At 51.7% G+C, this 12,787-nt stretch carries 12 protein-coding genes and 1 tRNA gene; 1 reads left to right on the top strand and 12 read right to left on the bottom strand.

What is annotated here, in order from left to right:
- Positions 1 to 16: 16 nt before the first annotated feature.
- The 10 genes from O4H49_RS15635 to O4H49_RS15590 all read right to left on the bottom strand — a co-directional run bounded on the left by O4H49_RS15635 (position 17) and on the right by O4H49_RS15590 (position 9,485).
- Positions 17 to 1,150 (bottom strand): CobW family GTP-binding protein, encoded by a 1,134-nt coding sequence (locus O4H49_RS15635; protein ID WP_269424374.1) that lies wholly within the window; start codon positions 1,148 to 1,150, stop codon positions 17 to 19.
- 11 nt (positions 1,151 to 1,161) lie between these two features.
- Positions 1,162 to 2,217, bottom strand: coding sequence for a COX15/CtaA family protein (locus O4H49_RS15630; protein WP_269424373.1), 1,056 nt, complete (start codon positions 2,215 to 2,217; stop codon positions 1,162 to 1,164).
- 106 nt (positions 2,218 to 2,323) lie between these two features.
- Positions 2,324 to 3,040, bottom strand: coding sequence for a VOC family protein (locus O4H49_RS15625; RefSeq protein WP_269424372.1), 717 nt, complete (start codon positions 3,038 to 3,040; stop codon positions 2,324 to 2,326).
- An 81-nt stretch (positions 3,041 to 3,121) separates the two neighbouring features.
- Positions 3,122 to 3,526: a tellurite resistance TerB family protein gene (locus tag O4H49_RS15620; RefSeq protein WP_269424371.1), complete on the bottom strand. Its 405-nt coding sequence runs from the start codon at positions 3,524 to 3,526 to the stop codon at positions 3,122 to 3,124.
- Between the two features lie 165 nt (positions 3,527 to 3,691).
- Positions 3,692 to 4,510, bottom strand: a complete 819-nt coding sequence (locus tag O4H49_RS15615) for an anti-sigma factor family protein (protein ID WP_269424370.1) — start codon at positions 4,508 to 4,510, stop codon at positions 3,692 to 3,694.
- The gene (locus tag O4H49_RS15610) at positions 4,507 to 5,043 is read right to left on the bottom strand and encodes a sigma-70 family RNA polymerase sigma factor (protein ID WP_269424369.1); all 537 of its coding nucleotides are present in this window, start codon (positions 5,041 to 5,043) and stop codon (positions 4,507 to 4,509) included. The genes O4H49_RS15615 and O4H49_RS15610 overlap by 4 nt, the downstream gene beginning before the upstream one ends.
- A gap of 104 nt (positions 5,044 to 5,147) precedes the next feature.
- The gene (locus tag O4H49_RS15605) at positions 5,148 to 5,552 is read right to left on the bottom strand and encodes a hypothetical protein (RefSeq protein WP_269424368.1); all 405 of its coding nucleotides are present in this window, start codon (positions 5,550 to 5,552) and stop codon (positions 5,148 to 5,150) included.
- A gap of 105 nt (positions 5,553 to 5,657) precedes the next feature.
- The gene (locus O4H49_RS15600) at positions 5,658 to 6,281 is read right to left on the bottom strand and encodes a LysE family translocator (RefSeq protein WP_269424367.1); all 624 of its coding nucleotides are present in this window, start codon (positions 6,279 to 6,281) and stop codon (positions 5,658 to 5,660) included.
- Positions 6,282 to 6,456: 175 nt separating this feature from the next.
- Positions 6,457 to 6,533, bottom strand: a tRNA-Pro gene (locus O4H49_RS15595).
- A 153-nt stretch (positions 6,534 to 6,686) separates the two neighbouring features.
- Positions 6,687 to 9,485, bottom strand: coding sequence for an ATP-dependent DNA helicase (locus tag O4H49_RS15590; protein ID WP_269424366.1), 2,799 nt, complete (start codon positions 9,483 to 9,485; stop codon positions 6,687 to 6,689).
- Between the two features lie 310 nt (positions 9,486 to 9,795).
- Between O4H49_RS15590 and O4H49_RS15585 the strand changes: the two genes are divergently transcribed.
- Entirely contained in the window at positions 9,796 to 11,379 is a 1,584-nt protein-coding gene (locus tag O4H49_RS15585) for a lysine--tRNA ligase (protein WP_269424365.1), read from the top strand.
- 90 nt (positions 11,380 to 11,469) lie between these two features.
- Here the strand turns inward: O4H49_RS15585 and O4H49_RS15580 are convergent, their stop codons facing one another.
- Entirely contained in the window at positions 11,470 to 11,898 is a 429-nt protein-coding gene (locus O4H49_RS15580; protein WP_269424364.1) for a hypothetical protein, read from the bottom strand.
- 164 nt (positions 11,899 to 12,062) lie between these two features.
- Positions 12,063 to 12,692, bottom strand: a complete 630-nt coding sequence (locus tag O4H49_RS15575) for a S24 family peptidase (RefSeq protein WP_269424363.1) — start codon at positions 12,690 to 12,692, stop codon at positions 12,063 to 12,065.
- Positions 12,693 to 12,787: the final 95 nt, after the last annotated feature.

Raw genomic sequence — 12,787 nt, 5'->3', positions numbered from 1 at the left:
TCCCCTCCTGGAGTTCTCAATGTAAATCCGCGCTTTCCTTGATGAAGGCCCGGAAGGTTTCGTCAAACATATCCCTTTTCAGGTCTCGGACAATAAAGACCAGTTTGGAGCGATGGTCCTCATCTGGCCAGCCTTCGAGCATGACAGGTGGGTGAAAGACGTGCTGGACCCCGTGGATGACGACGGGATTCTGGTCGCCTTCGATATTTAAAATCCCCTTTATCCGCAGAATATTATTGCCATAGAGCGTGATCAGCATATCGACCCAGGAATTCATCTGGTCCCAGTCGATCGGTCTGTCGTGGATCAGGCAAAAAGCATGGATCTTGTCATCATGGCGATTGACATCGTGATGATGATTCGTGTCATGACCATGACCATGGCTATGGCTATGGCTATGGCTATGGCTATGGCTATGGTCATGTCCGTGAGAAGTTTCCTCGAAAGCTTCGGCCTTTAACCACTTTTGCACGTCAAGAGACTTGGTTTCGGGGTTGTATAGCCCGGCATTAAACAGGACCGCTGGCTCAACATTGCCAAAACTGACCTCCTGAATCATTGCAGCAGGATTCAGGGTTTTGATCCGGTGAAGAAGATCCGGATCTCTTTTCCCTTCTGTCATATCGGTTTTGGTGATGAGCAAACGATCTGCAACGGCAACCTGTTTGACGGACTCTGGGTGGTTGTCCAGTGTACTGTTGCCATTGACGGCATCGACGGTGGTGATAACACCATCCAGCCGGAAGCGTTCACTCAAAAAAGGGTCCGTCATCAATGTCTGAAGAATGGGTGCAGGATCTGCCAGACCCGTTGTTTCGATAACAAGGCGCTTAAAGGCAGGGACCTCTTTGATAAGGCGCTTTTTATAGAGCTTGCGGATGGTTTCAACCAGATCCCCTCGCACGGTACAGCAGAGGCAACCACTGTTCATCAGCACGATGTCTTCCTGCGAGCTCTCGACCAGCAGATGATCCAGCCCGATTTCACCAAACTCGTTTACAATAACTGCCGTTTCATCCATTTCCGGATGCTGGAGAAGCTGTTTAAGCAAGGTGGTTTTGCCACTGCCGAGAAAGCCGGTCAGGACAGACAGAGCGAGAGGCTCTTCGGGAATGTCCATATCATGGACCTGAAATTTTATATCGGACATGATCAGATCTTTCAGATGAGCGAAGGATTTTTGTCCCGGCGAGCCAGAAACAAACTATAAAGGCTGGCGGTGAGAAACAGAAGCCCTCCTGCTTGATGCAGGGCGCCCAGTGTAATGGGAACAACCAGAAGCAGGGTAGATATTCCAAGGCTGAGCTGAACGAGTGCTGCCAGAACCAGAAGATGGAGCGCTTTGTTCAAGGGCCTTGAGCGGGGAAGTCGCCACGCGTAGAGCCATATGCCCAGGGTCATGGCAACAGTTGTAACGGCGAGGAGACGATGGTTGAACTGTACAGCGGCAACGTTCTCGAAGAGATTGATGTACCAGGGGGTAATGTCGTTATAGGCCGGGGGAATGATCTGTCCTTCCATCAGTGGGAAGGTGTTATAAATCATTCCGGCATTGAGCCCCGCCACAAGCCCGCCAGAGGCGATGGTTGTTACAATCAACCAGGGCAGGAGTGCCAGAGGACGGTACAGGCGGGTGCTGGCTTCGGCGGCTTTGTGACCGGGTTGGGGGAAAAGCAGGCCTAACGCAACCCAGAAGAGATAAGCGTAAATCGCAAAAGCGGCCAGAAGATGTGCTGTCAGTCGATATTGACTGACATCGGTTCTGTCGGCAAAACCACTGGCAACCATGTACCAGCCAAGAGCGCCCTGTAACCCGCCGAGCAGGAACATGCAGAGCAGGTGGGGAACCAGTGCTCTTCTGATCTGACCACGGAGCCAGAACCAGAGAAAGGGAACAAGAAAGACAACACCGATCGCCCGCCCCCAAAGGCGGTGGATAAATTCCCACCAGAAAATTCCCTTGAATTCTTCCAGACTCATTCCGGCATTTTCCTGCTGGTATTCGGGAATTTGCTGATAGATGGTAAAGAGCCGCTGCCATTCTGTTTCGGACAGTGGCGGAAGGGCCCCGCCGATTGGATTCCACTCCATAATCGACAAGCCTGATTCGGTGAGGCGGGTAATGGCCCCGATCACAGCCATAATCAAAATCATCGCACAGCAAACCAGAAGCCAAATCGCGATTGGGCGATCCTGTTGGCGGGTGTCGTTCTTCATTCTCAATCCAAATAGAAAATAGAGTCACACTGGGTTTATAGAGAGAATCCGGGGTGTTTCAAGGCAGATAAGACTATTGTTCTTGGATGATACCAAAGAAGGACTCTTAAGATGCTGGTGCCGGGGTGATCCTGCAGGAAGGAAGCTGGAGGTGGTGTGTTATCCTGCCGGTTAGATCTTTGATGGACAGCTGCATTCCTGGGGAGGTGTTCCTGTAGGTTATGGCAGGTATCAGAGATATCTGTCGCAGTTTCTCCAGATCTTCAGAAAAACCTTCATCCTGCGGTAATTGTAACTCTATCAGGTCCAGGTCACTAAAGTTCTGTCGGTTGCTGTTTTCCCATTGATCCGGTCGTTTTCCACCAGGTGACTGGAAGATGAAGGGATGCAGTGGATCCTGACTGGAAAGGCTGACGGGAATTGTCATGCCAGGCGGCAGGTAGGGTGGGAGGTAATCCCACGTAGCCAGAGGGAACGGATGCTGGACCGTCCGTCGCAAGGCCAGACCAAAAGGGGAAGCACCATTTGTTTTCCAGTGGGCGCGTTCAGCCAAAGCGGTTCTGGCGATCAGGGGGCTGCGGGCTTCTTGCTCGTTCGTGAGCCACAAGAGTTCCAGATAGCAGTTATCAAAACAGTAACAGATATTTGTTGTTCCCTGCCCGGGGTGCGCCCGTCGATAGCTTTCCTGCAGCCCGGCCTGTTCCAGAAGAGTTGCCTCTTTCGGTTTTGTCTCACTGTCCTGAAGTGTGACAAAAACAAAGATATGGTCAAGTTCTAGCTGTGCAGGTGGGAGGGCGGGTGGTTCGTCTGTGATGACGGGCATAGGGGAGGTAATCTCGTCGTAAGTTGAAAAAGAAGAGGAAAGTGCTGTGAGTTCCCTCTTCTTTTCGTCTGGCTTATTCCGTTAGACAGAAGTGTAGCGTGCACGGGTGCCGCGTTCAATCGCAGCTGCAACAAGACGTTCAACATTCAGTGTATGGCGGAGAATTTCAAGTAACCGGAGCTCTTCCTGACTGGCAAAGCCATCAGCCGCGACAACTTCCAGTGCAAGAGCATAAGCTGTTTCATGAAGTTTTTCCGGCAGGGCTTTAGCGGCCTGAGAGATAACTTCTTCAAAGCCGTCTTCGCCACCCAGAAGCTCGGCGCAGGCATTGGCATCCTTGGGCAGGTCATCCGGATTATACCCTTTGAAAACCGGAAGGAATTTCACGATTTCGCCAATGGTCTGCAATTCGGAATCCGTCATGTCGCTATCAGCAGCTGATGCGAGAACCATAATGTAGACAAGTGCGGTTCTATAGTCGGTCATTAAGGAACGTCCTTTTACCTTTATGTGTTTATGTACTGACTGGCCTGGAAATCCAAACTCCACATGATGAAGCAAGCCCAAAAGCAATCCCTTTGGTGATACTATACCAGCCCCTTGCCGGAAAGGCCTAGAGAAGTCTTTTCAAATGTGGCTGTCGGGCGTTGATCAGAGCTGTTGATAGACAAGATCAGCAAGTTGTGAGAGCTCCTGGCGATTCATCTCGCCAACCAGGGCATATCCCAGAGGGCCGTCATACCAGTAAAAGGCTCTGGTTGTGCCTTCCTCATGATAGCGGAATGCTGTTTCTTTACTGCCAGATTGTCTGGACAGGTACAGTGTAACCCGGTTTTCATCCGTGTTTTGATACATAAACTGTGCTGCGGGTCCATTGGTGGAAGGAAGAAGACGCCCCCCAACGAGGCTGAACCCTGCCGAGGCAAGATCGGGAATGGTAAGAGGGACCTCCAGGCGATTGGAGAGCCACTTGGCCAGGTGGGCCTCTTCATTTGCCAAGACCTCGACCGGATGTCTCGCTTCGGGCGTATAGACCCAGTGTGCTTCCAGTGCAGGTTGGGTGAAGTTGACAGTCCGGGCGGTTTGAAAGCCGGGTACCTGAAAAATTCCAGAATTGTTCGAGATATACTCATGGCCAAACCATCCCCCACTGCCTCCGATGGTAAGCCACAGAACCGCGGCTGCAAGCCTGGACCAGACGCGTGAGGTTTTCCTGGGGGCAGGGGATGAGGAGGTAATGTTTGTTGCCAGGGGTTCGCCGGGAAACAACTGAGGAGGGGCTATTTCTTCTGCTTTGTGATCAAACAGAACCCGGAGCCCACGAGTCTGCTTTTGCCAGGAAGCCACCCGTTCTGCATCTTCAGGGTGTGTGGATAGCCATTGCTCTACACGGTTTCTCTCGGCAGCAGTCAATTCACCATCAACATAAGCGTGGAGAAGGTCGGCTCCCTCGAATTTATGTTTGTTCATTTGATCCGCCTTATGTTTGCGGCTGCTTCATCAGTTCCAGTTCCGGAAGTTTTGTGGCGCAGCGTTTCCCGGGCGCGCGAAAGTCGTGACATAACAGTGCCCAAGGGCAGTTCAAGCGTTTTTGCGGCTTCTTGATAGGAAAAGCCTTCGAGGCAGATCAGGAGAAGGATCTGTTTTTGTTCTTCTGGCAGCTGGGCAATGGCGGCTTCGAGATCCTGCAAATACAGATGATCAATCTGGTTGGCTGGACTTTGTGCTTCTGCAGCAGTAAGTACGGCTTCGCTTGTGGTATCTGAAGTCTTCAAGAAATTTCCCTTGTCTGCCCTTATCTGATTAAGATGGATATTGCTCAAAATCCTGTATAACCAGGTTTTAAGGTTTCCCTCTCCTCGCCATTGGGCGCGATGCGCCAATCCTTTTTCAAGACAGTCCTGTACGAGGTCATCAGCCAGAGACGAGTCCCTGACCAGTGCATAAGCATATCGACGTAACGTCGGGATTGCTTTGGTCAGCTGCTCTAGAAACTCGTCCATACCTTGTTCCTGATCCGATGCCGATTGGCAAAAGCGGTTTTGCCTGCCTCTGCTGTCAATAGAGCACAGGGCGAAATCCTTATTTGCCCTTGATCCGGCAGAGATCAGGGCTTGGCAACATGCCAGACATTCTTGAAGTTGTCGCCTGTCACATCGCCCGGATTTTTGTCCTGGACCCAGCCATAAAGTGCCTTGCCTTTATATGCCCATTGTTGGGTGCCATCATCCCGTGTAATTTTTGTGAACTCGTCAGTTTCTTCCGTTTCACCCTGAACGAGAAGGGGAGGCCAGGCTTGGGCACAGCCCCCGTTACAGGTTGATTTTCCGTCAGAATCATTGGCAAAGGTATAAAGCGTCATTCCCTTGCTGTCTGTCAGAACAGAGCCAAGGGATGTTTCCCCGGTTGTCACAACGTTCTGTAGTTCCTGGGCATAGGCATTGCCAAGAAAACTGGCGCTGACAACAAGTAATGATGCCGAGAGTGCAAGAGTGCTCAGTGTCCGTTTCATGAGAGTAACATCCTTCTGGTGGAGGCCCCAGCTAGAGGCAGGTATAGATTAGACACCTCAGAAGCAGATTTATTCCCGTAACGGTAAAAAATATTCTCTGAAAGGTTATTTGGACAGAGCCAAGAGACCCCCCGCTCCGATAAGCAAGCTGCCACTTGTCCGGTTCATGATTTTCTGTCCCCGGACTGTTCGGGTCAGAAATGCCAGCTGTTTCCCGGAAACAGCGTAAAGGATCAGGGCAATGATTTCGAGTACTATGAATGTACTGCCCATGATGCTGAACTGAGGCAGCATCGGGGTGTCAGCGACCAGAAACTGGGGGAAAAACGCAGTAAAAATCAGGATTGCCTTCGGGTTCGTGATGGCAACAAAAAATTCCTGGCGAATGATGTTCCGGGTCGAGACTTTCTGTTCTTTTGTATGGGAGTCTTTGCTTGTTTCTTCGGGTTGGCTACGCCAGAGGCGATAACCGAGGTAAACCAGATAGAGTGCACCGGCAATTTTCAGCAGATAGAAAGCGGTTACGGAAGTTGAGAGAATTGCTCCCAGGCCCGTTGCGGTTAACAAGATCAGAATACTGAATGCGAGGAGACGCCCCACACCGCCCTTAAGGGCATAGAGAAGTCCATAACGCAGGCCATTGTTCATGGCGAGCATATTGTTGGGGCCAGGCAGTACATTCAGGGCAAAGGCGGCTGGGACAAAAAGCAACCAGAGTTCGAGAGACATTGTCAGTATCCTGTAGGACATTCAGGAAGTGAGCGTATCGCCAAAAACCGGGCTTGTATAGCTTGATTGAGAGCTTCAGGAATTGTCATGAGACACTGCTCAGCAGAGAGATCAGGCCCCTTATGACAAAAGGCCGCCCAAGGCGACCTTTGAATGTCAATCTTCGCTAGAAGATTGGTCGGGGAGAGAGGATTCGAACCTCCGACCCTCTGGTCCCAAACCAGATGCGCTACCAGGCTGCGCTACTCCCCGATCCGGAGTGAGGTTTATGCTTCCTCTTTTCTTTTTGCAAGAAAAAAATAAAGGAAAATTCTCTTGAATATAATAATGCTGTCAGGACAGGCATTTTATCTACAGGAAAGGAGCTGCTTTGCCGGGTCAGGGGGATTATCCGCTATGAATCTGTTATTTCACAGCGGGTGGTGCAAAGAAAGATTTGATCTGTTGCACTGTTTCCGCGAGTCCGATTTTCTGAATGGAGACTCCTTCGGGAAAGGCGTTCTGGAGTCTGCTGGGCATCATCGGATCAAGCAGAACAAAAACACCCCGGTCATTGGCGCGACGAACCAGCCTGCCATAGGCCTGTTTCAGCTTTAGACGTGTCTGGCTGTCATTGTATCTGTTGCCGCCAAAGTGTTCCTTGCGGGCCCGGTGCTGGATAGTGGGACGTGGCCAGGGCACACGGTCAAAAACAATCAGGCGCAGGGAGTCTCCGGGGACGTCAACGCCATCCCGGACTGCATCGGTCCCAAGCAGGGAGGAATTTCTTTCGGCCCGGAAAATATCGATCAGTGTGGAAGTGTCAAGATTATCCATATGCTGGCTGTAGAGGGTCAACCCGGCACGATCAAGTTCGGGGCCGATTTTCTGGTGTACACTGCGGAGTCTGGAGATTGCTGTAAAAAGGCCGAGTGCCCCGCCTTGCGAAGCCAGAAACAGCTCACGATAGGCTGCCGCGACTTGTTCCATATCATCCTTGCGTACATCGTTGATGATAAAGACGCGAGTCTGATCCGCATAATCGTAGGGTGATTTGAACTTCACCCGGATCGGATTGCCTGGCACAAAAGACGCCCCAGTGCGTCGTTCTGCCCCGATCCAGTCCCCTTCTTCACTTCCGCTGCCTTCTGTCAGAGTAGCGGAGGTGATAACCGTGCCGTGTGCTTGCGTCAGAAGCGTATTTGCCAAGGGTTTTGTCGGATCAATCCAGTGGCGGTGCAAGCCGACATCAAGATCTTTTCCACCCGCTCTTTCAACCGAGAACCAGTCGGTAAATTCCTCTGGAATTTCATCCTCAAGGGCGTCAAGCATGGAAACCCATGCCTGAACCTGGTTACTGCCACGTTGCTCAAGGCTTTTACAGGCTGCTTCAATTCTGCGCCGGGTGTCGCTGTCGAGTTCATCCGCTTCAGTATCAAGGCGTTGCTCCAGCCTGCGACGCAGATTTTTGATCGGCTCAAGCAGTTCCTTCAAGGCGGTTTTCAGTTCAAGAGCCGATTCAATCAAGCCCGGGACCGTCGGCTTTGTCTCTGTTTCCAGGCTGTAGGGAGAGTTCTCGGGATCGGTTCGCGCATAAACCTGGGTACGAACGTGTGCGAGAAAGCTTTCCATTGGGCCGACGGGCAGATTGTCTTCCAGGCGATTTACCCAGCCATCGCCTGTAAGGTGACGTGCGGCATGAATGGTTTCTGTGACAAGCTCACCCGTGCGGGGATCAGTGGCAATCAGGTCTTCGAGACGTTTTTTCAGGCCGCGGGCACGGCTGGCAGAACGGGCTGTGCTGCTCTCGACACCCGTAAGCCAACGGCGCAGTTCCTGGCTTTCCTGAGCAGTCAGATGAGCCGAAAAAGCGGCATCAGCGGCATCAAACAGATGGTGCCCCTCATCAAAGACATAGTGGCTGGGTAAGTTGCCTTCATCCCGACCGCCGCCCATGGCGGCCTGAACCATAACAAGGGCATGGTTGGCGACAACGATATTGGCTCGCTTGGCTTTGCGGATATTGCGTTCGATGTAACAGCGACTGTAATGGGGGCAAGCTGAATAGATGCATTCGCCCCGGCGGTCAGTCAGGCCTGTGGTCCGGCTCCGGCCGACGAGATCGGATAGCCAGCCGGGGAAATCGCCTCCGACCATGTCGCCATTGCGGGAGCGACCAGCCCAGCGTGTCATCAACCCGATGGCAATGGCATCATTGGGACGGGCGGTCAGAGCCTGGGTTGCCTCTGCAAGGTTGAGCAAACAAAGATAGTTTTCGCGTCCCTTGCGAATGACAACCCGTTTGGCCTTGTCGTAGCGTTCGGGGAAAAGGCGGTCCAGCTCGCTGTCGATCTGGGTTTGAAGGTTTCTGGTGTAAGTCGAAATCCAGACAGGTGCACCGTTTTTCTCTGCCCAAACACTGGCCGGGGCAATATAGCCCAGGGTTTTTCCGACACCTGTTCCGGCTTCGGCAAGCAAGATATTGGGTTCCCCGGCGACATTTCTTGGTGCGAAGGCACTGGCGACAGCAGAAGCATAGTCAGCTTGCTGGGGGCGGGACTCTGCTTCCTCTCCCAGAAGTTCTGCCAGTCGATTCCGCGATTCCTCTGCGCTTACCGATAGCTGGCGTGGCGGATCTTCCGGAGCGTGATCACTCCATTCCTCAAGGCGTTCCCATACGTTGAGGCCCCGACCAGGACGAGATGCCGGGGAATGAAGGTCCTGTTCCCCCATGGCCGCGAGAACGGCAGGCCCCCAGAGCCAGCCGCCCATCATCATGGTTCGGGCAACATCCGCAGCGTAGGGGTCGAAGCTTCTGCCACGCGAAGCCTGCTCACGCAGCAGCAACTCAGCTGTCTGGTACAGGAGAAGTGTTGCCGCTTCGATGGATGCTGGTTCCGGAGCACCAATAAAGGCGGCAAGGCCACGGGGGGTCGGGGTGCAGGCTGCTGTCGGCCTGACGAAGGCAATCAGTTCAAGTACGTCATAGGCCAGAAAAGGCTCTACTCCCAGCCGCTGTGCCGTGGCTCTGGCGTGGCAGACAAACGGAGGCTCTAGTGTGATCCTCTTGGCGACGTCGCTGTTCGCCAGGCGTTCGATTTCTCCATCCGGACTGATCCAGACTGAAAAGCGCATACCCGAAAGCAGCAGCGGTGCTTTGGGCATCATCAGGCCGGCTGCTGTGCCTGTTGCCTGCGGTGCTGGAGTGTCGTGGTCTGCAGTCATGGTTGCCAGATCAGGTTTTTAGGCCGGGTTTCTTCCTGCAGGTTTCTATATCAGGGCGGGGCTGACCTGGACAGTTATAAAAACCCGAAGATTAAACGCCGTGTTCTTTCTTATAAAAGGGAGAATGATGATTGGCTATGCAAAAGAACAATTGGCGAACATTGTCTCTTTGCTAGCATTACTTTGGCTTCTTGTCGCGTGATTGTTGACGTGAGGGCCGTCTCAGCCTAATTTCCCGGGTCTGGAAAGGCGTGCGGGACACGCCAGCCGATTTTTCATTAGACCACCTAGCCCTTGAGGGATTTTTAAGATGTCCAACCACCAGGAACTTGCCATGCAGGCGAAAGCATGGCCGTTTGAAGAAGCGCGAAGAGTATTGGCTCGTGTCGGTGGAAAGACGCCGAAGAAGGGCTATGTTTTATTTCAGACGGGTTATGGTCCTTCTGGCTTGCCCCATATCGGGACTTTTGGCGAAGTTGCCCGCACGACGATGGTGCGTAAGGCCTTTGAGCAGATCAGCGATATCCCGACCAGACTGTTTTGTTTCTCTGATGATCTGGACGGTTTTCGCAAGGTTCCCGATAACCTGCCGCAAAAGGAAATGCTGGCGCAGAATATTGGCTTGCCGCTGACTGCTGTTCCGGATCCTTTTGGCGAGTACGAAAGTCTTGGGCATCATAACAACGCCCGTCTTCGCCAGTTTCTTGACAACTTCGGTTTTGAGTATGAATTCAAATCGGCTACGGATGTCTATCGGTCCGGACAGCTGGATGAAGCCTTGCTAAAGGTTCTTTCCTGCTATGACGGGATCATGGACGTAATGCTGCCGACTCTCGGTCAGGAACGTCGGGCCACCTATAGCCCCTTTATGCCGATTTGCCCCAAAACCGGCAAAGTTCTGCAGGTTGCTATTGAAGAAGTTCGCCAGGACAGCGGGACAGTTGTCTATCGTGATGATGCCGGAGAACTGGTCGAGGTGCCTGTGACGGGGGGACATTGCAAGCTTCAGTGGAAGCCTGACTGGGCCATGCGTCAGTATGCTCTGGATGTTGATTATGAAATGTCCGGGAAGGATCTGATCGATTCTGTGGCTTTGGGCAAAAAAATCCATCGTGTTCTTGGAATTAAAGGCCCGGAGACTTTCACTTACGAACTTTTCCTGGATGAAAAAGGCCAGAAGATCTCCAAATCGAAAGGCAATGGCCTGTCGATGGAAGAGTGGTTGACCTATGCGCCGCCAGAAAGCCTGGCGCTGTTCATGTATAACAAACCCAAAACGGCGAAAAAACTCTACTTTGATGTTATTCCGCGTATGGTCGATGACTATGTAACCTTCCGGGACAATGCTGGTGGACAAGAGCAGGAGAAGCTGTTCGAAAATCCTGCCTGGCATATTCATTCTGGCGACATTCCTACTGAACCTGCATCACTTTCCTTTGGCATTCTGTTGAATTTGGCAAGTGTCTGTAATGCGAGTGAGAGCGATCGTCTCTGGGCATTTATCAAGCGTTATGCGCCCGATGCCTCACCGGAAGCCACGCCATTTCTTGATCAACTGGTTGGTTTTGCCGTTCGGTATTATCAGGATTTTGTCAAACCAACGCTTGAGTATCGTGCCGCTGACGACAAAGAGCGGGCTGCATTGGAAGAGCTGCTGTCTGTGCTTAAAAAGCTTCCTGCCGATATTTCTGCAGAAGATATTCAGACCGAGGTTTACACAGTGGGCAAGAACCACGGTTTCGAAAATCTGCGCGACTGGTTCAAATGCCTTTATGAAGTTCTGCTCGGGCAATCTCAGGGGCCAAGAATGGGAACCTTCTTTGCACTTTATGGTCTGGAAGAGAGTATCTCTCTAATTGAGCGGGCTCTGGCTGGGGAAGACCTCTCCTCCTGAAGCCGCAAGGCACTGTCACTTTGATGCATAAATAAAAAAGCCCGGATTTCCGGGCTTTTTTATTACTTGGAATGTTCTATCTGATCCGAGCTATCCGGTTTTGATCTTGAAGTTGGCGCTCAGTTCGGCTGTGCAGCGATCGCAGGCCCAGTCTTTGCCTCTTGGAGGGCGAGGGTGCTCTTTATTATTGAGTTTTTTCGAGCCACCAAATTCATGGAAATTCTTGCACGATTTTTGGTAACTTGCTTCCACAGACATGGCGTAGCTGAATTTGAAAGCATTGATAGGGTTTTTGCCCTTCAGTTTGTCAAACAGCCCACCTTTGCCAATTCCCTTTTTCAAGCACTTCAAAAGCGTCTCTTGAACTGTTGAGTCGGCAAAGTCGACATAGAGAACTTCGAAGCTACGGTTGGCTGCCAGATATCCAAGCGCTATGCTGCCTGGCATCGGCTGGCCAGTTTCTCTCAGGATTGCCTCCTCTTCCAGCGGGAAGGGGCCATCCATATCCAGTTTGGCCATTTGGTTCTGCCTTTCAAACACAGGTCGTCAGTACTGAGACGACAAATTACGATATTTCTATGTTACAGTTTGACTTATAAAGGCTTTAAGAAAGGTAAAAATGCTTAATTTGCAATCTATTGTCGTTTTTCTTTCTTGTATTTTCTCTTAAAATTGCGGCCAATTTACTGGCTGACCCAGAGAATGCGGGCGATCCAGATGATGTCCTGGGCAAGATAAGATTTATCTTCCTGTGATCCCAATCCTTTCAGTTCCACCTTTAAGGGACTGTTACGTATAAGTTCTTTGATCAGAATTTGGAAATTTTTGGTCATGACGGCCACTCTGTCACCCCGCCTGAGATCTGCGGCAGGTGAGACAATCAGGACATTGCCGTCGTTGTAGATCGGAGCATAGAGGCTTCCAATAATTTCCAGTCCATAGGCTGCGGGATCGTCGACATGGGCAAAGAGTGTTTCATCCCAACTGTTGCCTGTTGGCCTGCCTTGCGGATCAAAGTTTTTGCCAGATGCAGCATGAGTGAGATCTAGTACAGGGATGCGTTGGGCGAGCAGGCCGCCACTTTCTCCGCCGACGAGTTCGACAAATTCTGCCAGAGTGGAGTTTGTTGCAGCGAGAATCTTGGCTATGGATTCCGTGCTGGGCCAGCGCTGTTTGTTTTGAGGGGTAATCCGCTTGCTTTTATTAAAGGTTGTTGGATCCAGCCCTGCCTTGCGGGCAAGGCCCGAGGGGGAAAGAGAATTTCGGGTGGCGAGACTGTCGATGGCTCGCCAGATGTCTGCGTGCTTCAGCATTTTACAGTCACCACAGATGGGGGAAACGAAATGTGATCCGCGCTATGTACTGTCGATTATATAGTATTTTTAATGATAATAGGACCAAAAACTTA

The sequence above is a fragment of the Kiloniella laminariae genome (genome assembly GCF_027214005.1).
GTDB classification, from domain to species: domain Bacteria; phylum Pseudomonadota; class Alphaproteobacteria; order Kiloniellales; family Kiloniellaceae; genus Kiloniella; species Kiloniella laminariae_A.
This window is presented reverse-complemented; position numbering and strand designations above follow the sequence as displayed.